The 22,181-nt window shown below is 70.2% G+C and carries 20 protein-coding genes; 10 read left to right on the top strand and 10 right to left on the bottom strand.

Annotated elements, in window-relative coordinates:
• Positions 1–360 precede the first annotated feature (360 nt).
• The gene (locus tag ACFPZN_RS37155; protein WP_378287174.1) at positions 361–579 is read left to right on the top strand and encodes a hypothetical protein; all 219 of its coding nucleotides are present in this window, start codon (positions 361–363) and stop codon (positions 577–579) included.
• A 21-nt stretch (positions 580–600) separates the two neighbouring features.
• Here ACFPZN_RS37155 and ACFPZN_RS37150 read toward each other — a convergent pair whose 3' ends face one another.
• From ACFPZN_RS37150 to ACFPZN_RS37140, 3 genes are all read right to left on the bottom strand, one after another.
• Positions 601–894 (bottom strand): hypothetical protein, encoded by a 294-nt coding sequence (locus tag ACFPZN_RS37150; RefSeq protein ID WP_378287173.1) that lies wholly within the window; start codon positions 892–894, stop codon positions 601–603.
• A 72-nt stretch (positions 895–966) separates the two neighbouring features.
• A complete protein-coding gene (locus tag ACFPZN_RS37145; RefSeq protein WP_378287172.1) occupies positions 967–2,157 on the bottom strand; it encodes an amidohydrolase family protein in 1,191 nt (396 codons plus the stop codon).
• A gap of 240 nt (positions 2,158–2,397) precedes the next feature.
• Positions 2,398–3,003 (bottom strand): TetR family transcriptional regulator, encoded by a 606-nt coding sequence (locus tag ACFPZN_RS37140; protein ID WP_378287171.1) that lies wholly within the window; start codon positions 3,001–3,003, stop codon positions 2,398–2,400.
• Between the two features lie 471 nt (positions 3,004–3,474).
• Between ACFPZN_RS37140 and ACFPZN_RS37135 the strand changes: the two genes are divergently transcribed.
• From ACFPZN_RS37135 to ACFPZN_RS37125, 3 genes are read left to right on the top strand one after another with little or no spacing between them, the layout of a single operon-like run.
• Positions 3,475–4,239, top strand: a complete 765-nt coding sequence (locus ACFPZN_RS37135; RefSeq protein ID WP_378287170.1) for an ABC transporter ATP-binding protein — start codon at positions 3,475–3,477, stop codon at positions 4,237–4,239.
• A complete protein-coding gene (locus ACFPZN_RS37130) occupies positions 4,236–4,946 on the top strand; it encodes an ABC transporter ATP-binding protein (protein WP_378287169.1) in 711 nt (236 codons plus the stop codon). The genes ACFPZN_RS37135 and ACFPZN_RS37130 overlap by 4 nt, the downstream gene beginning before the upstream one ends.
• Positions 4,947–4,948: 2 nt before the next feature.
• The gene (locus tag ACFPZN_RS37125) at positions 4,949–5,842 is read left to right on the top strand and encodes a branched-chain amino acid ABC transporter permease (protein WP_378287168.1); all 894 of its coding nucleotides are present in this window, start codon (positions 4,949–4,951) and stop codon (positions 5,840–5,842) included.
• Between the two features lie 41 nt (positions 5,843–5,883).
• Here the strand turns inward: ACFPZN_RS37125 and ACFPZN_RS37120 are convergent, their stop codons facing one another.
• On the bottom strand, positions 5,884–7,098 hold the full coding sequence (locus ACFPZN_RS37120) for an RNA-guided endonuclease InsQ/TnpB family protein (protein WP_378287167.1): 1,215 nt from the start codon (positions 7,096–7,098) through the stop codon (positions 5,884–5,886).
• A 167-nt stretch (positions 7,099–7,265) separates the two neighbouring features.
• Between ACFPZN_RS37120 and ACFPZN_RS37115 the strand changes: the two genes are divergently transcribed.
• The 4 genes from ACFPZN_RS37115 to ACFPZN_RS37100 all read left to right on the top strand — a co-directional run bounded on the left by ACFPZN_RS37115 (position 7,266) and on the right by ACFPZN_RS37100 (position 11,755).
• Entirely contained in the window at positions 7,266–8,291 is a 1,026-nt protein-coding gene (locus ACFPZN_RS37115; RefSeq protein ID WP_378287166.1) for a branched-chain amino acid ABC transporter permease, read from the top strand.
• A gap of 9 nt (positions 8,292–8,300) precedes the next feature.
• A complete protein-coding gene (locus tag ACFPZN_RS37110; RefSeq protein WP_378287165.1) occupies positions 8,301–9,599 on the top strand; it encodes an ABC transporter substrate-binding protein in 1,299 nt (432 codons plus the stop codon).
• Between the two features lie 263 nt (positions 9,600–9,862).
• Complete coding sequence (locus ACFPZN_RS37105; protein ID WP_378287164.1) at positions 9,863–10,177, top strand: hypothetical protein; 315 nt, start codon at positions 9,863–9,865, stop codon at positions 10,175–10,177.
• A 552-nt stretch (positions 10,178–10,729) separates the two neighbouring features.
• The gene (locus ACFPZN_RS37100) at positions 10,730–11,755 is read left to right on the top strand and encodes a formylglycine-generating enzyme family protein (RefSeq protein ID WP_378287163.1); all 1,026 of its coding nucleotides are present in this window, start codon (positions 10,730–10,732) and stop codon (positions 11,753–11,755) included.
• 83 nt (positions 11,756–11,838) lie between these two features.
• On the opposite strand, the gene ACFPZN_RS37095 is transcribed toward ACFPZN_RS37100, so the two are convergent.
• The 4 genes from ACFPZN_RS37095 to ACFPZN_RS37080 are packed head-to-tail and all read right to left on the bottom strand — an operon-like array spanning position 11,839 to position 17,775.
• A complete protein-coding gene (locus ACFPZN_RS37095) occupies positions 11,839–12,288 on the bottom strand; it encodes a pyridoxamine 5'-phosphate oxidase family protein (RefSeq protein WP_378287162.1) in 450 nt (149 codons plus the stop codon).
• Between the two features lie 30 nt (positions 12,289–12,318).
• A complete protein-coding gene (locus tag ACFPZN_RS37090; RefSeq protein WP_378287161.1) occupies positions 12,319–13,698 on the bottom strand; it encodes a lipase family alpha/beta hydrolase in 1,380 nt (459 codons plus the stop codon).
• A gap of 29 nt (positions 13,699–13,727) precedes the next feature.
• Positions 13,728–15,932: a WD40 repeat domain-containing protein gene (locus tag ACFPZN_RS37085; protein ID WP_378287160.1), complete on the bottom strand. Its 2,205-nt coding sequence runs from the start codon at positions 15,930–15,932 to the stop codon at positions 13,728–13,730.
• Positions 15,895–17,775 (bottom strand): hypothetical protein, encoded by a 1,881-nt coding sequence (locus ACFPZN_RS37080; RefSeq protein ID WP_378287159.1) that lies wholly within the window; start codon positions 17,773–17,775, stop codon positions 15,895–15,897. Before ACFPZN_RS37080 ends, ACFPZN_RS37085 begins: the two co-directional genes overlap by 38 nt.
• Positions 17,776–17,984: 209 nt before the next feature.
• On the opposite strand from ACFPZN_RS37080, the gene ACFPZN_RS37075 reads away from it, so the two are divergent.
• The gene (locus tag ACFPZN_RS37075; protein ID WP_378287158.1) at positions 17,985–18,233 is read left to right on the top strand and encodes an acyl carrier protein; all 249 of its coding nucleotides are present in this window, start codon (positions 17,985–17,987) and stop codon (positions 18,231–18,233) included.
• Positions 18,234–18,237: 4 nt separating this feature from the next.
• On the opposite strand, the gene ACFPZN_RS37070 is transcribed toward ACFPZN_RS37075, so the two are convergent.
• Both ACFPZN_RS37070 and ACFPZN_RS37065 read right to left on the bottom strand, forming a co-directional pair.
• Positions 18,238–19,158 carry an L-histidine N(alpha)-methyltransferase gene (locus tag ACFPZN_RS37070; protein ID WP_378287157.1) on the bottom strand — a complete coding sequence of 307 codons (921 nt, stop codon included), beginning with the start codon at positions 19,156–19,158 and terminating at the stop codon, positions 18,238–18,240.
• A 105-nt stretch (positions 19,159–19,263) separates the two neighbouring features.
• Positions 19,264–20,400 carry an FAD-dependent oxidoreductase gene (locus tag ACFPZN_RS37065; protein WP_378287156.1) on the bottom strand — a complete coding sequence of 379 codons (1,137 nt, stop codon included), beginning with the start codon at positions 20,398–20,400 and terminating at the stop codon, positions 19,264–19,266.
• 191 nt (positions 20,401–20,591) lie between these two features.
• Here ACFPZN_RS37065 and ACFPZN_RS37060 point away from each other — a divergent pair, with 191 nt between their 5' ends.
• Positions 20,592–22,178: a carboxylesterase/lipase family protein gene (locus tag ACFPZN_RS37060; protein ID WP_378287155.1), complete on the top strand. Its 1,587-nt coding sequence runs from the start codon at positions 20,592–20,594 to the stop codon at positions 22,176–22,178.
• Positions 22,179–22,181 lie beyond the last annotated feature (3 nt).

Raw genomic sequence — 22,181 nt, 5'->3', positions numbered from 1 at the left:
GTTCCCTACGCGACCTGGCCAAGTGGGCTCGACCAGAGGCGACGGGGAGGCCCCAGACCATCACTCCGGTGGAAAGGGGGCCCCGCACGCTGACATCGAACCCGGCGTCCCAGATCGCGCTACTCAAAGTACATAGACCAACACACACCGTCAAGCCGGATCACTTGATCACCCGCATGTTCACTCAACCGACCTCACAGGCGAACGGTTCGTACCCCGCCGAGCTGCGCTGGTTCACCTGGTCGGTGCGGGCGGACGTCGTCCTGCCCGGCCACGGGCCCGTGGTCACCGACGCGCACGCCCTCCACCAGGACGTCTGGGACCACTACCACGGCAAGCGGGGAGCGGATCCTGGCGGCCGTGCCCGGACCGGACGCCGGCGGCCTGACCGCCTGGGAGATCGCCGGCGTGCTGGCGGCCGGCCGCCCGGGGCCCGGCATCTCGATGGCCGCGCAGGCCCTGGCGGCCGGTGAGACCGACACCTTCCTGCGCCATCTGAAGGCCGCGGGCCGCGTCCGCGCCGAAGGCGCCCCGGCCCGCTGGACCCGCCGGGACACCGGCCCCGAGTCCCGACCCTGACCCGCAGCCTGCTCCAGCCGCTCAGCGTGGAGCGGTCCAGTTCGCCACCAGGCCGGCCCAGCGTTCGGAGATGGCGCGGTCGAGCGCGGCCCCGTCCTCGGCGCTGAGCCGCCTGGGGCCGTGGCCCGCCTCGCCGCCGACCGCCGGCAGCAGGGCGAGCAGTTCGTCGGCGTCGAGCCCGAGGGCCCGCAGGGCCGCGGCGTCGCGTTCCAGGTCGAGCTCGTCCGGAAGGGCGGATCGGGCGATGAGGACGGCGGTGTCCTCCTCGCCCTCCTCCATGAGCAGGTTGATCAGGCTGAGCTTGCCGAGCCGCACGGCGGGCTCCTTCGTGTCGGGGCGGCGGAAGGGGCGGGAACGGCTCGCCGTTCCCGCCCCCTCGTGCCGCGTTCAGGCGGGACGGCGGGTCGCCAGTTCCCAGCCGTTGGTGCGCATGACGGTCTCGCACTCCTCCGGCGTGTAGTCGAAGTTCTCCAGGTCCTTGATGTAGGACGCGGGGTCCGCGAGGCCCTCGACGTGGGGCCAGTCCGAGCCCATGAGGATGCGCTCGACGCCGACCAGGCGCAGGAGGCTGCTCAGCTCGTCCTCGTAGAAGGGGGAGACCCACACGTGCCGCCTGAACGTCTCGCGAGGGTCCTCGGGGAAGAGGTGCGGGACCTGGCCGTAGGCCTTGGAGAGCTTCTCGAACAGGTGGAAGACCCAGGCGGACCCGACCTCGATGGAGGCGATCCGCAGGTTGGGGAAGCGGTGGAACAGGCCGAGGGACAGGTGGCTGGCGAGCGTGTCCTGCATGGGGTCCGGGGAGCTGATCATGCGGAAGGCGTTCGCGCGGAACGCCTCGGTGAAGCTCTTCTCGCCCCACTCCTGGAGGAACTTGGTGTAGTGGGTCTCGCCGCCGTGGTAGAGCACGGTGATGCCGGAGTCACCGGCCAGCTTCCAGAACGCGTCGAACATCGGGTCGCCGGGCGCCTTCATGCCGGACTCGGTGACGACCGGGCCGGGGATCATCACGACGAAGCGCGCGTCGTGCTCCAGCGCCCACTCCAGTTCGCGGACGGCGTTGGCCGGGTCGGCGAGCGTGATGTAGGGGGCGGCGAAGATCCGGTTCCGGTAGGCGAAGCCCCAGTCCTCCTCCAGCCACCGGTTGAACGCCCGGAAGGCCGCGGCCAGGGCCGGGATGTCGTGGGCGAGCGCGACCTCCATGCCGACGCCGAGGGTGGGGAGCATGATGCAGGCGTCCATGCCCTGGCCGTCCATCACCGCCAGGCGGGCGTCCCGGTCGCGGTACTCGGCGCGGATCGGCTCCAGCTCGCCCATCAGCTTGCTGGGGTCGGCCGACTTGGGGTTGCGGCCGCGGAAGTACTCGTCCATGACGCCGGGCGCCGCGACCGGGTCGAAGGTCGGCTTCGGGATGAACTTGTTGACCTTCTCGGCCACCAGGAGCCGGGTCCTGCCGTTCATCTCGACCCACTGCATGGTCCGCTTGCGGAACTCCGGCTCGATGTGCCGGGTGAACGCGTCGACCGCCTCGTAGTAGTGGTTGTCGCAGTCGAAGAAGCGGAACGGGAGTTCGTGTGCCATGGGGTCGCCCTCCATCGGGAACGGGGGAACCGGCGACGCGGCCGCGGACGCGGACGCCGGGCTGAGTCAAAAATAGAATATGGTTTCTCTCGCGGCAAGAGCGGGGGTGCCTCTACCTGCCAGCCGGCCCGATGTAGTGCTCGAACCGAGCCCGACGGGCACCGATCTTCCGGCACGATCCCGTAGAACCTTGTTCCAAGGTCAGGGCGATGGAAGCGCGGCCCGGCGGCCCGGCGACGGTCAGCCGGTCTCGCGCAGGACCAGGCGGACGACGTCCTCCAGGTTGCGCAGGGTGTCCATGATGGTGGCCCGGCCGGTCGACCAGCTGATCAGCCCGGCGCCCAGGGTGGACGAGATCGCGATGCGGGCCGGGCGGGCGATCTCGGGAGGCAGCCCCGACATCAGGGCCTCCATCACCCGCTGGTTCTCCTCGCCGATCTGGACCAGGGTCTCGCTGGCGTAGGGATCGGAGGACGCCTCGACCTGGACCGCGAGCCGCGCGAAGTTCGGATTGTGCTGGAAGGCCCGCATCTGCCGCAGCGCGAAGTCCAGCACCCGCTCGGTGATCTGCCGGCGGTCGGGGCGGGCCAGGTCGGCCATGACCTTCTCGGTCAGCCGCCCGTGCCAGTCCGCCCACGCCGCCGCGAGCAGATGCTCCTTGGAGGCGAAGTAGCGGTAGGCGGTGCCGAGGGCGACCCCGGAGCGCTCGGCCACCTCGCGCATCTGCAGGTTCTCCGGCCCGGTCTCGGAGACGATCGCGATGACCGCGCCGGTGAGCCGCTCACGGCGGGCGCGCTGGTTCGGGGTCATGGAGGTGATCGGCGCGCGGAAGAAGTCTTGGCTCACCCGCGCGATTCTACGACAACGGGATTTCACTTCCGTCCACCTCGATCCGGTGGCGGCGCCGTCGCCGCGGCGGGGGCGGCCCAGTTCAGCGGAGCGATCGCCGGGACCCCACCCGCCCTCCGGGGCCAAGAAAATCGAACGTCGTTCTGTCAAACGCACAGGAAGCCTCCCGGTGGGCATCCGGCCCGGATCGGAGCCGAGCCCGGAGATATCGACGCTGACATGGGATGTCAGACCCCATCGCCGATGGCATCAGATCCTCGCGGCCAGGAACGGACGGCCGCTCAGTGTGCTTGACATCACAGAAACATCGTTTCAGAATCTGCTTTCAGTTCCACCTGGACCGCTCCCGTTGCCGCTGCCCTCGCCCGGGACGTGAAGGAGTACCCCCATGCCCGTGACCGTTCTGCGCCCACCCCGCCCCGCGCCCGGCCGCCCGCACGCCCGAACCCTCCAGACCGGGGCGGGCCGATGCCGAAACTGATCGTCGAGGACCTGGAGCTCAGGTTCGGGGGCGTGCGCGCCCTGGACCGGCTCTCGTTCGAGGTCGAGGAGGGCCAACTGTGCGCCCTGGTCGGCCCCAACGGGGCCGGCAAGTCCAGCGTCTTCAACTGCGTCACCGGCCTCTACCGGGCCTCCGGCGGCCGGGTCCTGTTCGGCGACCGGGACCTGCTGCCGCTCCCCGCGCACGCGGTGGCGGCCGCCGGGGTGGCCCGCACCTTCCAGAACCTGGCCCTGTTCCCGCGCCTGACCGTGCTGGAGAACGTCCTGCTCGGCGGCCACCTGAACGAGCGGGCCGGGGCCTGGGCGTGCGCGCTGCACCTGCCGCGCCACCGCCGCGCCGAGCGGTCCCTGCGCCGCCAGGCCCACGAGGTGCTCGACCGGCTCGGCCTGGCCGCGCTGGCCGACCGGCCCGCCGCCGGGCTGCCGTACGGCACCCTCAAGCGGACCGAGCTGGCGCGGGCGCTGATGGCCCGCCCCCGGCTGCTGCTCCTGGACGAGCCCGCGGCCGGCCTCCCGCACGGCGAGGTGGCCGAGCTGGGCGAGCTGATCGCCGGGATCGGCGCCGACCTCGGGCTGTCGATCGTGCTGGTGGAGCACCACATGGGCATGGTCATGTCGATCTCGCAGAAGGTCGTCGTCCTCAACCTCGGCCGGCGGATCTGCGAAGGAACCCCCGAGGAGGTCACCCGCGACCCCGAGGTGATCGCGGCCTACCTGGGCGCCGCCGCGTGAGCCCGCTGCTGGAGGTCGACGGCCTCACCGCCGGCTACGGGCCGCTGACCGTGCTGCGCGAGCTCTCCTTCACCGTGGGGGCGGGCGAGATCGTCGTCATCCTCGGCGCGAACGGCGCGGGCAAGACCACCACGCTGCGCGCCCTGAGCGGACTGCTGCAGGCGCGCGGCCGCGTCGTCCTGGACGGCACCGACCTCGCGGGCCTGCGCGCCGACGCCCGCGCCCGGCTCGGGCTCGGGCACGCCCCCGAGGGGCGCGGCACGTTCGCCGACCTCACCGTGGAGGAGAACCTGCGGCTCGGCGGCCTGCGCCGTCCCGCCCGCGAGGTCGCCGGCGCGCTCGACACGGCGTTCGCCATGTTCCCCCAGCTGGCGCCCCTGCGCGGGCAGGCCGCCGGACGGCTGAGCGGCGGGGAGCAGCAGATGCTCACCGTCGCGCGCGCCCTCATGGCACGGCCCCGGCTGCTGCTCCTGGACGAGCCGTCCATGGGCCTGGCCCCGCAGATCACCACCGAGCTGTTCGCCGAACTCGGTCGCATCAACACCGAACTCGGCACCGCGATGCTCATCGTCGAGCAGAACGCGGCGGTCGCGCTGAACGTCGCCCGGCGCGGCCACGTCCTGGAGTCCGGCCGCATCGTCCTGTCGGGCACCGGCGCGGAGCTGTCCGGCGACGACTCCGTCCGCCGCGCCTACCTGGGGGTGTGATCGTGTCGGTCTTCCTGCAGCGTCTCATCGACGGCGTCGGCAACGGCATGCTCTACGGCTCGGTCGCCCTCGCCCTGGTCCTCATCTACCGCGCCACCGGCCTGGTCAACTTCGCCCAGGGCGAGATGGCGATGTTCTGCACGTTCGTCACCTGGAAGCTCGCCGACCCCGGCTCCGGGCTGGGCCTGCCGATCGTCGCCGGGATCGCCGGCGGCGTGGTGTTCGGGTTCTTCTTCGGCGCCGCGCTCGAACGGGTGGTGGTCCGGCCGTTCGAATCGGCCGACCACCTACGCCAGATGATCGTGACACTCGGGCTCTTCCTGGCGCTGAACTCGCTGGCCGCCTATATCTTCACCGCCGACACGCAGCGCCTGGCCTCCCCCTTCCCGGACGGGACGCTGCGGATCGGCGGGGTCGCGATCTCCATCCGGGAGATCGGCATGATCGTCGTGCTGCTGCTCATGGCCGCGCTGCTGCGCGAGCTGTTCAACCGCACCCGGCTCGGCCTGGCGATGCGCGGCGCGGCGATGAACCCCGAGTCCAGCCGGCTGCTCGGCGTCGACGTCAGCCGGATGCTGATGGTCGGCTGGGGCCTGTCGGCCGCGATCGGCGCCCTGGCCGGCGCGCTGGTCGCCCCGGCGATCTTCGTCAGCCCCGCCATGATGCAGACGCTGCTGCTCTACGGGTTCGCCGCGGCCGTCGTCGGCGGGTTCGACAGCGCGCCCGGCGCCCTGGTCGGCGGCGTCCTGGTCGGCGTCGTGCAGGCCCTGGCCAGCGGCTACGTCTCGTTCATCGGCACGCAACTCCAGCTCACCACGGCCTTCGTCCTCATCCTCGCGGTCCTGATCGTGCGGCCGCAGGGCCTGTTCGGAAGGGTTTCGGTGGAGCGCGTTTGACCTCCTCCCCCTCGTGACGAGGGGGATTCCAACCCGTGGCCTCAGGAGAGGAGAACAGATTGAGGTTCGCGGTTCGTCCGCCCCGGCAACCCGGGGCGTCCCCGCGCAGCGACGGCCGGTCCGGCCGCCGTGCCCACGAGCCTGAGTTCGGTCTCGTAGGCGATGTTGCGTGCTGCGTTCACATCGGCGTTGCAGGCGAAGCCGCAGGACCGGCACCGGAAACGCGCTTGGCTCTCACGCGCCTCCCGGTCCCTGATCCTGCACGCCGAGCAGCGCTGCGAGGTGCCCGCAGGATCGATCCTGTACACGCGGCCGAACGCCTTGTGCTCCAGCCGCTCCACCAGCATCCCCCAACCGCCCGCGAGGATGCCCCGGTTCAGTCCCGCCTTCTGAGCGACGTTGCGTCCCGGCCGCTCGAGGGTGCCCTTGGCCGAGCGGGTCATGCCCCGAACGTTGAGGTCCTCGACACCGATCACCTCGAACTGGCGGGCCAGCATCGTGGTGGTCTGCTCCACCCAGTTCTTGCGGCGGTCGCTCTCGCGGGCCCTCAGCCGGGCGAACGCGGCCTTGAGCCTGGCCCGGCGGCTGGAGCCGCGCCGGGCACGCCCCAGCCTGCGCGCCAGACGCCGCAGGCGCCGCGCCTCCCCGGGTGTAAGGCCGGGGACGCGCAGCAGATCCCCGGTGGACAGGGCGGCGCTGACGGCCACGCCCCGATCCACCCCGACCACGCTCCCGTCGCCGGGGCCGGGAACCGGGGCGGGGACGTGCGCGAACGCCACATGCCAGCGCCCGGCCCGATCACGGGTCACCCGATAGGACCTCACACCCTCCGGCACCGGCCGCGACAGACGGAACCTCACCCACCCGCACTTGGGCACCAGCGCCGCACCCCACTTACGCGACAACCGCACGACCTGATGCGGTCTGACGCCGACCTGCCGGAGCCCCTCATGCACACCCTGCCTGCGCCACGTCGGCCGCTTGTGGGTACCGGCGAAGAAGTTGCTCATCGCCTGCGCGAAATCACGCAACGCCTGCTGCTGCACGGTCTGCGACCCCGCCCGCAACCACCCGAACTCGGCACGGGCCTCGGTCAGCTGGCGCGACTGCTCGTTGTAGCCGGGTGCCCCGCCCCGCCGACGGGACCAGAAGCCGTGCTGTTCGACGGCCAGGTTCCACATGTAACGGGCGTGCGCGCAATGGGAGAGCAGGGCTTGCTCCTGCTCTCTGGTGGGGTCCAGGCGGTAGCGCGGCACGGGGCGAGCGTAGCGTGCACGCTCGAACACAGGTGCGAAAACATGCTGGATAGTGCCTGGTCAACCGGCATTCGCCCCCAGCGGGCGGATCTCCTTTCCCTGCCCTGCTTCGCAGGGGTCCGATTCCGCCCCGGCCTCAAGGCCGGGGTTTCCTCGGAGGTCCTCTGATGAACAGCAAAGCCGTGCGGGCGGCCTGGGGGCTGCTGGGCGCCGTCCTGGTCTTCGCGCCCTTCTTCGTCGGCGTGTCCCAGGTGACGGGACTCCAGCGGGTGCTCTACCTGGCCGTCGCGGTCATGAGCCTGAACGTCCTGACCGGCTTCAACGGGCAGGCGTCCATCGGGCACAGCGCCTTCATGGGCATGGCCGCCTACGTGACCGCCCTGGCCGTCCAGAACTCCGGCTGGTCGTACTGGGCGGCGCTCCCGGTGTCGGTGCTGGTGGCCGCCGCGGTCGGCGCGCTGGCCGGCATCCCGGCACTGCGGATCAAGGGCATGAACCTCGCACTGGTCACCCTGGGCCTGGCGATGGTGTTCCCGCAGATCCCCATCCGGTTCACCGAGCAGACCGGTGGGACGCAGGGCCTGACGGTCGACGCCGGCCTGGCGGCGCCCGCGGCGCTGGGGATCTCCGACGTGGCCTGGCGGTACTGGGTGCTGCTCGCCCTCGCCGCGGGCGCCTTCTGGCTGGTGCGCAACGTCCGCGCCAGCCGCCTCGGCCGCGCGGTCGTCGCGATCCGCGACCAGCCGCTGGCCGCGCACACCGCGGGCGTCAACGTGCCGTTCACCAAGATCGCGGTGTTCGCGGCGAGCGCGGGCATGGCCGGCCTGGCCGGCTGGATGTTCACCGTCAGCAACCAGTTCGTCAGCCCCGGCGACTTCTCCGTGCTGGTGTCGATCAACCTGCTGCTCGGCATGGCCGTCGGCGGCTCGGGGACGCTCGCCGGCCCGATCCTGGGCGCCGCGTTCCTGTACTACGTCCCCGACCTGACCGCCGGGACGGGCCTCGACCCGCTGCTCACCCCCGCGGTGTACGGCCTCGTCCTCATCCTCGTCACCTACTTCCTGCCCGGGGGCGCCGCGGGGGCGCTCTCCTCCCTGACGTCCCGGCTGACCCGCCCGCCGGAGCCGCCGCCCGCCCCACCCACCGCCGGCGACGGGGGCACTCCCCTGGTCTCCTCCACCCGCACGCCTTAGGAGCACCCCATGACCGTCCACCCCAGAGCCCTGCTCGTCCTCGGGCTCGCCGGCCTGCTGTCGACCGCGTGCGGGGGAGCGGTGAGCGACACCGCCGACGCCGGGTCCGGCGGCAGCGCGCTCGCGAAGAACTGCCCGGACAACGCCACGACCGGCGTCACCGACACGACCCTCAAACTGGGCGTCAGCCAGCCGCTGTCCGGGCCGCTCGTCGCGGTCGGCGCGCAGCTGTACGGCATGCAGGCCTACTTCCGCTACGCCAACGCCCAGGGCGGGATCAAGGGCCCCGACGGCAAGGCCCGCAAGGTCGAGCTGATCGCCAAGGACGACGCGTACACCGCCACCAAGGCCAAGGCCAACGTCGAGCAGCTGATCGGCGACGACAAGGTCTTCGCCCTGATCGGCCAGTTCGGCACCGCGGGCAACCTGGCGGCGCGGCCGGTCATCGCCAAGGAGTGCGTGCCGTCGCTGTTCGCCACGACCGGCGCGCCCGAACTGGCCAACCCCCGCTACCCGTGGCAGGTCGCCGGCTCGATCAGCTACTCCGTCGAGGCCCGCATCCTGGGCCAGTACCTCAAGCAGACGAAACCGGACGCCACCGTCGCGGTCCTGGAGCAGGACGACGACCTCGGCCGCGCCTACCTGCAGGGCTTCGAGCAGGGCATCAAGGGCTCCAACATCAAGATCGTCAAGAAGGTGACGTTCGAGTCCACCGACCCCGACGTCAACAACCAGATCACCACGCTCGCCGCGACCAAGGCCGACGTCTTCTTCAACGTCGCCATCGGCCTCAGCGCCCTGCAGTCGATCAACCACGTCGCCTCCTCGGGCTGGAAGCCCCAGATCATCCAGGCCGCCCAGGTCGGCAGCGCGCTGCTGGCCAAGCTCCAGCCGGGCGCCGGGGACGGCCTGATCATCGGCAGCCCCAGCCTCGACCTCGCCAACCCCGCCAATCAGAAGGGCGAGGAGTACCAGCTCTTCCTCAAGTGGTTCCGCTCGACCCCGGCCACCGCGAAGATCGACCCCACCACGGCCTCGCAGGGCTGGTGGCAGGGCCGCATGTTCGAGTGGGTCGTCCGCCACGCGGCCAAGATGGACCGGCCGTCGGTCATGGAGGCGACCCGCAACCTCACCTACACCGGCCCTTCGTTCACCCTCCCCGGCGTCAAGATGACCATCACCCCGCAGGACACCAACCTCATCGAGGGCATGCGGCTGCAGCGCTTCAACCGCGCCAAGGGCCTCCTGGAGCCCTTCGGCGACGTCATCGACATCGACGGCACCGTCCCCTACGAGCCCGTCCGCTGACCCGACCCGCACTCACCAACGGGCCGCCCCGAAAGGGGCGGCCCGTTGCGGGCGTCCCGGTAGGACTCCCCGGTCCCGCGAAGGGCGTCTCGCCCACGTTCCGGAGCGGGCTGATCAATCATCAACGTGTCACTCGACACATATACGAGTCGCCCCGGTTGATAGAAGGTGGAAACCCGGGCCCCGACATCCGGAATCACCTCATCCGGGTTCGGACGGCCGGATCACCTGGCCCGAAGTGGACAATGGTGGCGGAGGTAGCCATGCGGGATTTCTATGGGACCATGGCCCAGGTGCTTCCTGTGGTGCTGCTGGCCCTCGTATGGGAGTCGAAGTATTTCGACGAGCTGGCGAGCCGCCCGCGCGCCGCCCGGTTCTGGACGTTGCAGAGGGTGCGGGTGTACGCCCTGATGGTCGTGACCGCCATCCTCGCCGATCTCTCTGTGTGCGCCCTGGTGCTCGCCGGAGCGATTCCGGACTCGGTCGGCCTGCGCGCCGGCGTGGTCGCCGGTCTTCTCCTCGGCATAGCCAGCCTTCTCTTCCGGATCTTTGTCCACGTCATCAACGCCACCCGCTGACACGCCCCCGGTATTCCACCGCATGGCGCCGCAGACGTGAATTGTTGACGTCATGCTTGCCCGAAACATATGATGCGAGTTGATTCCACGGTCAAGGTCCAGGTGGAGAGCGAGGCCCCGGTGCCAGAGTACTCACGTACCGAAGAAGCCGAGACTCAGACGTTCACTCCCGACTCCCGCGACGCGGTCGAGGTAACCGAGATGATGAGGCTACTGGAGAACCGCGAGCGGGAACCGTCCATCAGCAAATGGTGACCACCCGGAATCGTGAACATCCGGAAGCCATTCGACCATTCTTCTGACGCTGCCTTCTGGGCCGACGTCGACGCATGCGTGCGATCACTCGCCGACGCGGACCTCGAAGTCCTGGTGCAGGTCGTCAGAGAGCATCCGGAATGGCCGGTTCGCGCCGCCGGGGCACGGCTGCTCGCGGAGCGTCACCTGCCCGCCCCCGGCGCCGCGAGCGCGATCGTCGCAGCCGTCCACGACCCGGTCGACCAGGTCGCGTTCACCGGGATCACGCTGGTGGAGCGGTACGCCATCAGATCCGCCGTGCCGGACCTCATCCGGATCTCGGGATGGCCGAGCGTCTTCACCAGGCACGACTTCGCCGGCAAGCCGGTCGGCTGCGGTGCCGCCTTCACCAGGAGAGCACTTCTCTCCATATTCGGATCACGCGACCCCGAGGCGCTCCGAAAGGTCGAGGACGCGTACTTCTCTCCCCTGCGCGATGCTCACAAGACACGGCCGATACGCGCTGACGACGTCGTCCTGGTTCCCGAGGGACCATTCACCATGGGAGTGGCCGAACCCCTGCCAAACTCCTTCGGCCTCGATGGGGACGACGGGCCGGCCCGCGTGGTCGAACTCCCCGCCTTTCGCATGGACCGGTGCGTGGTGAGCAACGAGCGATACCGGCTTTTCCTGGAAGACATCGGGGACGACAGATCATTCGATCATCCGGACCAGTCACCGGAGCGAGACCACCGCCCCTCCCATTGGCACGACCCGCGTTTCAACCGTCCGGAACTTCCCGTGGTCGGCATCGACTGGTATGACGCCTGGGCGTTCGCCAACTGGTCCGGAGGCTTCCTGCCGACCGAAGAGCAGTGGGAGAAGGCCGCTCGCGGCACGGACGGCCGCAGATATCCCTGGGGCGGCATTTTCGACCCCGAGCGGGTGAACGACGCGGAGCGCTCGTTCGGCCGTCCCATTCGGGACATCGACGAACTCGAACGGCTTCTCACCAGTGTGACCGGCACCCATCCCGGCGAGCCGGTCCTGCCCGTCGACGCGCTGCCGGCGGGCGCGAGTCCCTTCGGCGCCATACAGATGTCCGGAAACGTCTGGGAGATGACCCGGACGAATTTCTTCACCCGAAAGGAGATGGACCCCTTCTTCAAGGGCCGGAAACCGGTCGAGTTCATGAACCGCAAGGACGCCTTCCACGTCCTGCGCGGTGGCACGTGGACCTCGCCGCCGGACTGCCTGGCCACGTCGTTCCGTGGAAAGGACCTGCTGACCGACCGGCACAACGAGGTCGGTTTCCGGTGCGCCTACCCGGCCGCGGCCCCGTGACCCCCGAGGACTGCGGCACCGTCGTGCTCGCTGAGCGTGCTTCACGACGCGTGGCGCACCACCGGCGCCCCACCGAGGGCGGGTTAGACGAGCCACCTTCCCTCGAGCATGAGGTCGCGGTCGGCGTGCTCGTTCAGTTCGCGCCAGGACTGGATGCGCACCGGCACCAGTTCGAAGAAGCGGTACCCCTTCGACGTGCGCGGATCCCAGCCGCATTTGGCCGCGTAGGCGTCGCCCGCCTCGGCCGGGAGCTCGTCCGGGTCGAGCGGCCTCGCCTCCGCCTCGATGAGCACCACGTCCCTGGTGTGGCCGAGGCCGACCGTCGCCCGGCCCGAGGCCACGATGTTGCGTGCGGTGGGGTTGCTCTCGACCGTGGCGACGAAAAGGCGCGCACCTTCCCAGTAGAACGACAGTGGCACCAGAGTGGGAATGCCGGAAATATCGCCGGACGATATCCAGAGATCCTTGTCATCCGTCAGATGACGAAGAGCGTCGGACTTGCGGACATCCAGCGGGCGCGGATCTTCAGCCATGCGCTACTCCACTCGAGTCGGTAAAACCTGTCAAAGGATAGCAGTATCCGCGGCGGCGCAGAGGAGAACATCGGACACCGGTTCGACCGGTGATGCTCCGGTCAATTCGGCATGGACGTTCCAGTAATACACGCCCGGCCTTTCGATCGGCACGCGGGCGGAGTATGCGCCGCCGCCGCGTGACACCAGCGGCGTCACGGTCGTTCCGGAATCCGGGCCCGCCGGTCCCGTGATCCGCACGGCCAGAACGAGATTCTCGGCTCCTTCGACCGAGCGGCACCGAAGCTCCCACAAAGCCCCCGGTTCGACGAACATCTCCGCGTCCATGGCCAGTTCATCGCCCGCGGCCTGCGGAATCCGGGGGTGGGCGCTGAGGATGCCGCGGATCTGCCGCAGGGTCCCGTCCTCCTGCTGCAGCCCGCTGTGCCGCCCCGCAACGAAGATCGCGCCGGAGTCGTCCGGCCATTCGGGAGGCGCGGCGGAGCACCGCGGCACCGTCCCGTCTCCGCCGTTGTGGAATCCCTCGGAGCGGCGGAGCGAGAGTTCGCCCCCGTCATCAGGGTAGGCCCACAGATCGGTGCGGTTCCGGCCGCTCAGCACCGCGTGGTAGCGGGGCCGGCCGGCGCCGTTCTCGCTGATCGCGTCGTTGATCCGCTGATGGAAGTCCCTGCTCCGCCGCAACGCACTGTCCGGTATCCCGGGCAGTGCACCGAACCGGCGCAGCTCGTCCGCGGAAGGCCCGACGCAGGGATAGGTGGGCAGCAGTTCCGCCACGGACGGGAACGATCGGGCCAGCTCGCCGAGACGCAGCTTCGCCGGCCCAACGCGGACGAATCCGTTGGCCAGGAGTCCCAGCGCCTTGACCGAGCCCTGGTAAGGGGTACCGATCGTCACCACTCTGCGCACGAGTCTCTCGTCGTCGAGGCATTCAGCGTAGTAGCGGGCGACCAAGCCGCCCATCGAATGGGCCACCAGGACCGCCTTCGCCCCGGGTGCGCGAGAGCGGCGCTCACGGAGCGTCGACTCCACGAAGGATCGCAGCCGGCGTGCGGTGTATTCGTTGGACCGCCGCCAGTCGTAAGGAAATTCATGCACCGCACCCGGATCGGCGGCGAACCATCTGCGCAGACCGGCCACCAGCGCGTCATAACCCTGGATGGCGAAAAAGCCGGGGATGATGCCGAGAGTGCGCATGACCCCGACCGGCTCGATTCCGTCGTCATCAGCCGTCTCGATCTGCTCGAAAAGGTCTCCGCCGGGGGCGAGGTCCGCCGAGATCCGATCCGCCAGCCGATGCACGTTCGTGAAGATCTGCCGATACCCCCAGGCGGTTCTGTTCCCCCGCCGCAGAACGGAGCCGAGTATGCCAGGTATCACGACGACGACGTCACCGCCCGCGATCCCGTCCAATGCCGTTCGACCTCCCGCCGTCCCCCGGATCACTTCAGGTCGATGACGCTGACACCCAAATGCGTGCCCGCGACCACGGTCGAATCACGGAGGGCGAGTCCATAGCATCCGGCGAGCGGGATACTCCATTGCTCGCCGTTCTCCAGGTTCCAGACCCTGACGGTTCCGTCGTCGCCCGCCGTCACGGCGGTGGGCCGCCCTCCGAGCATTCCGCCGGCCGCCGCGTACACGGCCGCGGTGTGGCCGGTGAACACACCCGCGGGCTCCTTGGTCACCAGATTCCAGATCCGGACCGTCATGTCGTCGCTCACCGACAGGGCGAGATCGCACTCGGGGATGACGACCGTCTCCCTGACCCACCCGGTGTGGCCGTAGAGCGTCGCGGTCTCGGTTCCGGTCCCGAGGTCCCATACCCTGACGGTCGCGTCCGAGCCTCCCGAGACCGCGACCGGTCCATCGGCCACCTCCCCGGCCGCGACCGCCCGGACACCCCCCTCGTGCCCCGCCATCACATGACGCCCGGCTCCGTCGTCGAGCCCGGAGACCCGCACCGTGCCGTCGTTCCCGGCCGTCACCGCGACCGGACGCCCGTCGACCACCGCCGCGGCACAGGCCAGGACCGATGACAGATGCCCGGGGATCCTGCGGATCTCCGTCCCGCGCCGCAGGTCCCAGACCCGGACCTCGCCGTGGGCCCCCGTGGTGACCACGCCCGCCCGACCCCCCACGACCGTGGGGACGATCCTGCCGATCCAGCCCGTGTGCCCCCTCATCTCCCGGACGAGGGTGCCGTCGGCGAGGTCCCACACCCTGACGACACGGTCGGTGCCGGCGGTCAACGCGTACAGGCGATCGCCGTCCGCCGCCATGGCGGCCCCCAGGACCCAGTCGGCACCGTGGTCGTCCCGTGCGGCCAGCGAAGCACTGAGGTCCCAGACGCGGACGGAGCGGTCGTCCGCCACGCTGACCGCGACGGGACGCTCGTTCACCTCGGCGACGGCGACGGACCGGACGCCCGTGGAATGACCGGACATGGTCTGCGTCTCCGCTCCCGTGCAAAGGTCCCAGACGCGGACGGAACGGTCCGCGCCTCCGGTCACCGCAACGGGACCGTCCGGCTGGACCGCGACGGAACGCACCCAGTGGCCGTGCCCCTCGAACGTTCGCAGAACCGTTCCGCGTTCGAGGTCCCACACCCTGAGGACCCTGTCGTCACCGGCGCTCAAGCCCACGGGCGTCCCGTCGAGCCGCGCGAGGGCCACCCCCAGGACCCATCCGGTGCGGTGGCTCATCACCAGCAGCGGCCGGCCGTCGACCAGATCCCACGTCCGCACCGTCCGATCGGCCCCGCCGGTCACCGCGACCAACCGGTCGTGCACCACCCCGGCCGCGGCGGCACGCACTCCCCGCGTGTGCCCTTCCATCTCATGCACCACGGACCCGGTCTCGAGGTCCCACGTCCGCACCGTCCGGTCAGCGCCGCCCGTCACCGCGACAGGGCCGTCGCCGACGGTCGTGACCGCCACCGCCCGGACCGGTCCGGAATGCCCTTCGAGGACGCCGACCGCCCCACCGGACCGCAGATCCCACACACGCAGGGTCGCGTCGTCGCCGGCGGACACGGCGAACGGCCGGTCGTCACGGGTGAAGACGGCCACGGCCTGGACACCGCCGTCATGCCCTTCGAGGAGGCGGATCGCCGCTCCGGTCTCCAGATCCCAGATCCGGACGGTGCCGTCCTCCGCACCGGTGACAGCGACCGTGCGACCGTCCAGGGACGTGCACGCCACGGCGCGCACCTCCCCAAGGTGCCCCTCCAGAACACGGTGATAGGGAGTCGGCGTGTAACGCGTCCATCGCGGCCACCACCGGACGTGATCCGGCTCGTCGACGCCGAGCCCGCTCAGCCCCTGCTGCTGCGCGGTCAGTTCGAAGAGCGCCTTCCGTTCGGGCACGTCGAGCCGGCGCATGAGATGGGCGCAGCGCAGGTACAACCGCGCCGAATCGGGCATCCCTCGCTCGAGTCCCGTGCCGAGCGCGGCTGAGAGGACCTCCGGCTCGGCCACGGCCAGGTAGCCGAAGTCGGACGCCAGCTCCGCGAGCCTTCCCGCGGCGCTGGCATGAGACGCCAGGTAGCGCGTGATGTACGGGCTGGTGTTCTCCCAGCCTTCGGACCGCGCGAGCGCCAGCAGGCGCTCAACGATCACCGCCTCCGTCTCCGGCTCGCCGTCCACGTCTCATCTCCTCCCGGAAGTAGTCGGCGATGGCCTGGTGGTACAGGCGGAACACGGCCTCACCGTCTTCGGTCCCCTCGGTCAGGTACCAGCCCGCCTCCCTGATCGTCCTGGAAATATCGGTCGCCGAGTAGGCGCGCCCCACGCTGCTCAACGCGCTGGCCAGCTCAGGCCAGACGCGCCGCCGCGGCAGCCCTTTCCCCCGCGCGAACGCCAGCGGGGCGAGCACTTCCTTGATCAGGACCGGGTCGGGGAAGCGGCGCAGGTCCTCCGCGAAGACACCGTTCATTCCCTCGTCGCCGACCGCCGCGGACAGGCGGTCGCGCCACCGCGGATCCTCGACGACGCGCTCGCCGAAGCCCTGGAGAACCCGAACCGCGAAGCGGGCGTAGAGGAAGACGCCCTGGGCCTGGCGGGCGACCTCGACCGCGGCGGCCCTGCGCCTCTCGGGGCGCCCCCAGCGCGCCGCGGACGAGGGATCGGCGAGACGCTCGTCGACGTAACGGGCGATGTCGGCGTTGGTGCCGGCCTCATCGTCGAGGTCCAGGATCTCGAAGGGGACGCTGCGCGGGCGCAAGGTCTCCAGGAGCGGACCGGCGTCGTCCGCCGGGACCGCATGGCGGCCGTCGGTGTCGCGCCGCGTGCCCACCACGACCCTGCAGCCGGGCAGCGTCCCCAGCGAGCGCAGGACGTCCCGCGCGACGAAGACCTCCTCGCCGTGCTCCGACTCGTCCAGCGCGTCCGCCAGGACGGTGACCCGCCGTCCCGAGTCGCTCACATCGGCGACGAGATCGCGCGCCGGGCTCGACGAGTCGGTCAGGTCGATCCCGAGCTGCAGAGCGATATCCCGCGCCACGTCGTCGGAGCGCCGGTTCTTGATGTGCACGAAGGCGTCGAACGTGCCGACCGGAGGCCCCGGAGGGGCTCCCGCGTCGAGGAGGCCCAGCGCACGGCAGGCGGCCTGCGACCCGGGATCGGTGATCACGGCCATGCGTCCGAGGAAGGCCGACTTGCCGCACCCGGGAGCGCCCGTGACCGCGAAGACACCGCCATCGTTTCGCTCGAGCCAGTCGGTGAGCGTGCGGGCGGCGTCCTTCCGGCCGGTGTAGAACCAGCCGACGTCGCCGGCGTCGGTGCTCGACGCCTTCCGCAGGAAGTGTTCACGCTCCGTGGCCGGGAGATTCCGCAGCAGGACTCCCAACTCCACCGCACGATCAGCCGCGTCCACGCGATAGCGCGGATTTGGAATGATCTTAAGACCGTCCCTGCCGGCCACATATGCGCACTGGTCATCGGCCAACCGGAGCCTCAATTCCTCGCGCATCTCAAACAATGTAACATATCTATCACCGTCCTTCCAATGACCTCCCCGCGACCCGCTTTTGAGCGAATCGAGCACACATTCAACAAACAACCCTCCATATGACCGCTGATGGTGCAAAGAGGGCACCAGGACGGCGAGATCCATCCCTGGCACCCCCTGGACCGCGGCGGCCCTGTCCAGCGCCTGCTGTATCTCCTGGGCGGCGAACCCGGAGTAGCAGGTGTCGAGCAGGATGAGTCCCGCGGCGGCCCCGCTGTTGAGGATCGACTGCACGATCTCTTCCACGCCGATCGCCTTGCTGCCGAAATACGGCGGCCGCGGCGGGCTGCTCACGGAGAGGAGGTAGTGGCGTCCATTGTGCAACCGGCCGTGCGCCGCGAGATAGAGGATCACGCCGGCCCCGGGCCCGCGTTCGCGGATGCCGTCCGACCACGCCTCGATCCGATCCGTGATCTCTCGCGCCGACGCCTGGGCCAGATTCAGGCACTCGGCCGAGAGCGCGAACCCGCTCTCGGCCATGAACGCGCCCAGGTCCGCCGCGTCCCGGACGGCATACGGAAGATGGTCGTGGGCACTATCGTGATAATCGATTCCGACCGAGAATATCGACCTGTGATCCTTGGGCCCCACGAACATGGATCGTACCCAGCACCACGGGTCCGACGAGTCCGGACAAACACTCTTCAATGCGCTAAATACCATTTTCATCCTGACCGGAAGGGGCATCCGTGGCTCTGAGCGAGCAGGAGATCCTGGACGGCATCGCCGACATCCTCCATGAGGAGATCGGGGTGCCCCTGCGCGAGGTCGGTCTCGGCAAAAGGCTCGGGGAGGACCTCGGCCTCGCCGGCAGCGACCTGCTCGAGATCTTCGCGACGGTGCGGGAGCGCTTCGCGGTCGAGCTTCCGGAGGACGAGATCACGACGTTCGCCACCATCGGCGACGTCGTGGCCCATCTTCAGGGCACCGTCGGCTGAGCGCTCACGCCCGGCCCGAGCCGACCGCCCGGGCGAGCGACACCAGGTGATCGATCGCGCCTTCGCGCGTCCATCGCTCCAGTTCCCACCCGGACCGCCGCAGGAGGTCCGCCACGAGCCCGGCATCGAACCGCCGCGAAGTGAAGCAATGGATCTCCTCGCCCGCCTCGAATCGGATTCCTTTGACGACGATGGACTCCCGCAGACGGATCCGAGCATGGATCGCACCTGGTTCATGGACCACGGACAAGTCAAAGAGTTCATCCGTCACCCCCACCCATGTCAGGGGCTCTTTGATCATCTGGCGCACCGCGGGATGCGTGTACGTCCGCATCGCATCGCCGGCCGATTCCGCGACCGGCGTGGCATAGACCCCCAGCAGCAGACGGTCTCCCTCCCGGACGCTCGAACGCAGATTCCGCAGCACCCCGACCGGGTCATCGACATTCCCCAGAGTGTTTCCAAGAAAGCAGATGAGCACGACATCGTCGGTGCGCCACGACTCGATACGTTCGGAGGGCAGCAGTTCGGCATCCCACTGCCCGAAGGCGTGCTCGGCCGGGAGAACGTATTCGAGACGCCGCCGAGCCACCCGGAGCAACGGTTCACTGAAATCAAGTCCGAGATAGCGGGTGACCTGACCGCCCATCTCACCATAGCGCCGTAAGAACTGCAGAGTGTGCGCCCCGTTGCTCGGCCCGATATCGCAGATCTGCCGAGGCGGTCCGGCAGCACCCTGTGCCGCCAGCAGGGTCGCGATCTCGTGATCGACCCGCCCGTCGACATACTCCTCCGAATACTCGATCGCGAACCTGGCGTGCAAGGCGGCCGCGCTGCCGGCGTACAGATATTTCGCCGGAATACGGCGCTCCCGCAGATGCGCGATGAACCGGCGGAACTCGGCGTCGTTCACATCGACCTGCATACCCTGCATGGCCCCGACGGATGTCCTCCCAGGCCTCTAGCGGACACTGCGCCACCGACGCCCCCGGATGATGCCGGAGAGCAGTCCGCCACGATGTTGGAGAGGTCAGGCGCCCACGCGGAACCGCCGCGGGGCCGCACGCTCGCCCGATGCCGACTCGGCGATGATCCGGCCGAGGAGTGGCGCGAATTTGGCGCCGTGCCCCGAGCAGGGCGAGGCGACGGTGATCCCGTCAACGCCGTCGATCACGAAGTCCTCTGTGGGGGTGTTGGTGAACAGGCAGGTCGTCTCGGCGTACGGCTCGGGGACGAGACCGGGAAGGGTCCGCCGGACGTACGCGGTGATCCGCTCACGGTTGGCCGGGTCGATCTCACCGTTCTGCGCGGCCGCGCTCCGGATCGGTCTGCCGCCGTTGAACTCGGCCACCTTCTGCCCGGCCCCGCCGTCTGGAAGGGCGGCGTCGCGCCCGCCGGGCAGGCCGTAGACCAGCATGGCCGGGGTCTTGTGGATGAACGCCGGCCACGGCCCTTCCGGGACATCGCGGTACGGGAAGTGGTAGGCGTTCTCCTGCATTACCTGGAGCCGCGGAAACCCTGCCGAGAACGCCTTCGGCAGGGGGAGGTCACCGAGCAGCTCGGGCAGCCAGCCGCCGGCGGTGACGATGACCTTCTCGGCTTCCTCGGTGCGCCCGTCCAAGCCCACCACGCGGTGGCCGGCGCCCACCCGCTCGACCGAGGCCACCGGCCGGCCGGTCTCGACCCGGGCGCCGTCGGCCCGTGCCAGTCGCAGCATGGCCGACACCGCGGTCTCGGCGTCGATCACGCCCGCGGCCGGATGCCACAGGACGCCGGCGCCGTCGTCGAAACCGAACCGCGGCCAGCGTGCGCCCGCCTCGGCGCCGGTGAGCAGCTCGTGCTCGACACCGAGCTTCCCGAGAACAGCGGCCAGCGCCGCCGGGTCCCGCCCGGCCCCGAAGTCGAGCGAGCCCGTCGGGCTGATGAGCCGCTCGCCGGCCGAACGCTCCAGCTCATCCCACTCGACCCGCGCGTCGACGACCAGCCGGGTATAGAACGGGTCGAGGTAGGCGTACCGGAAGATCCGTGCGGATCCGTGCGAGCTGCCCTCGCCGTTGGCCGGCACCGAGCGCTCCAGGACGGTCACCTCGTGGCCCCTCCGGGCCAGTTGCCAGGCGGTCGCGGCACCGGCGAGACCGGCCCCGACGACGACATACGTGCCCATCATCCCTCGCTCTCCGGATCCCGGTCGCGGTCCGCCCGGAAACTCGCGGCCACGCCAGGAGAATTTACCCGCCTGCCCGAAATCCACGAGGTGCGGCCGCTCCGCGCCCGTGGGGACCAATGGGCGGCGCCAATCGACAGGCATATACCAATTGATATATTGATCTGGCTTTTCCGTCGGGATAGGCCGGGGACATGCCATTGAACGTGTGCATTCGCCCCCTCCCGCGCGCCGTCCTGACCGTCCTGACCGCGCTCGCTCTGACGGCGACCGCGCTGACCCCGTCCGCCGCCGCGGCACCGCGTCCTGGCCGCACCGTCGTCCACACCGACAAGGGTGCCGTGCGCGGTGTCGACCACGGCGAGGTGATCGAGTACTCGGGCATTCCGTACGCGGCTCCGCCGGTCGGAGACCTGCGCTGGCGACCGCCGCGGCCCGCCGACCGCTGGCGGGGCGTCCGGGACGCCGGTACGGCCGGACCGGACTGCGCCCAGTCAACGGTCTACTTCCGGCCGGGCAAGCCCGCCTCCGAGGCCGAGGACTGCCTCTACCTGAATGTCTGGCGGCCGGCGGGCGTCCGTCGCCCGCTGCCCGTCATGGTCTGGATCCACGGCGGCTCGTACGCCTTCGGCGCCGGCGCCGACTTCGCTCCACGCGACATGGCCGTCCAGGGCGGCGCCGCCATCGTGACCATCAACTACCGGCTCGGCGCGCTGGGGTTCCTGGCCCACGAAGCGCTCGACTCCGGCGGCTCCTCGGGCGCGTACGGGATCCAGGACCAGCAGGCGGCGCTGCGCTGGGTGCGGCGGAACGCGAGGGCCTTCGGCGGCGACCCCGGGAACGTCACCATCGCGGGCTGGTCGGCCGGCGGGGCGTCGGTCTGCACGCACATGATCTCGCCCCCCGCGCGTGGGCTGTTCCACCGTGCGATCTCGCAGAGCGGCGTATACGGCGCCGGTGCCTGCGAGACCCGTCCAGCCGACGCCGCGGCCGGCCAGGGCCGGGCATTCGCGCAGGCACTGGGCTGCGCGGACACCACCGACGCCGCCGCCTGCCTGCGCGCCAAGCCGGTCGCCGCCCTGGCACGGGCACAGGCGAGCCAGACCTGGAGTCCGGCGCTGGGCGGGCGCACGCTCCCGCTCGACCCGGCCACCGCTTTCCGCAGCGGAAGGTTCGCCCGCGTGCCGGTGCTGACCGGGACCACCGCCAACGAATCGGCGATCTACGTGTACGAGGCCACCGACGCGATCGGGCAGCGGCTCACCGCGGAGGACTACGAGGCCGGAGTGCGCGGCGCCTTCGGCGCCCCCGCCGACGCGGTGCTCGGACGCTACCCCTCCGGCGCCCGTCCGCATCCGGCCTCGACGTTGTCGGCCCTGCTGACCGACCAGGGCTTCGCGTGCGGTCAGCGGCGCTGGAACCGGGCGATCGCACCACGGGTGCCCACCTATGTCTACGAGTTCGCCGACCCCGGGGTGCCCGTCGAACTGATCGTCCGGCCGTCGTTCCCGCTCGGCGCCTTCCACCAGACCGACCTGTTCTATCTCTGGGGGGTCTTCAACCCCGCGGGCCGGCGAACCCCGGCGCAGGACAGGCTGGCGGCGCGAATGATCGGCTACTGGTCGGCGTTCGCCCGCACCGGCTCCCCCGGCGCCCAAGGCGGTCCGCGGTTCCCCCGCTACAAGGCCGGCGACCCCGTCCTCCGGCTGCATCCGAACGGCGACACCGTCGACACCGCCTTCGGCACCGCCCACCAATGCGACTTCTGGGACACCCTCTGACGG

The organism is Actinomadura rugatobispora (genome assembly GCF_042656285.1).
Lineage (GTDB): Bacteria > Actinomycetota > Actinomycetes > Streptosporangiales > Streptosporangiaceae > Spirillospora > Spirillospora rugatobispora.
The sequence above is the reverse complement of the archived record's forward strand: the minus strand, read 5'-3'. Positions and strand labels throughout refer to the sequence as shown.

Excerpts from the sequence above, each read along its gene's own strand:
- ACFPZN_RS37070 (WP_378287157.1), bottom strand. The coding sequence starts at position 19,158 with ATGCAGGTCGATGTGAACGACGCCGAGTTCCGCCGGTTCATCGCGCAT.
- ACFPZN_RS37060 (WP_378287155.1), top strand. The coding sequence starts at position 20,592 with ATGCCATTGAACGTGTGCATTCGCCCCCTCCCGCGCGCCGTCCTGACC.
- ACFPZN_RS37135 (WP_378287170.1), top strand. The coding sequence starts at position 3,475 with ATGCCGAAACTGATCGTCGAGGACCTGGAGCTCAGGTTCGGGGGCGTG.
- ACFPZN_RS37105 (WP_378287164.1), top strand. The coding sequence starts at position 9,863 with ATGCGGGATTTCTATGGGACCATGGCCCAGGTGCTTCCTGTGGTGCTG.
- ACFPZN_RS37065 (WP_378287156.1), bottom strand. The coding sequence starts at position 20,400 with ATGATGGGCACGTATGTCGTCGTCGGGGCCGGTCTCGCCGGTGCCGCG.
- ACFPZN_RS37115 (WP_378287166.1), top strand. The coding sequence starts at position 7,266 with ATGAACAGCAAAGCCGTGCGGGCGGCCTGGGGGCTGCTGGGCGCCGTC.
- ACFPZN_RS37145 (WP_378287172.1), bottom strand. The coding sequence starts at position 2,157 with ATGGCACACGAACTCCCGTTCCGCTTCTTCGACTGCGACAACCACTAC.
- ACFPZN_RS37080 (WP_378287159.1), bottom strand. The coding sequence starts at position 17,775 with ATGGCCGAGAGCGGGTTCGCGCTCTCGGCCGAGTGCCTGAATCTGGCC.
- ACFPZN_RS37110 (WP_378287165.1), top strand. The coding sequence starts at position 8,301 with ATGACCGTCCACCCCAGAGCCCTGCTCGTCCTCGGGCTCGCCGGCCTG.
- ACFPZN_RS37095 (WP_378287162.1), bottom strand. The coding sequence starts at position 12,288 with ATGGCTGAAGATCCGCGCCCGCTGGATGTCCGCAAGTCCGACGCTCTT.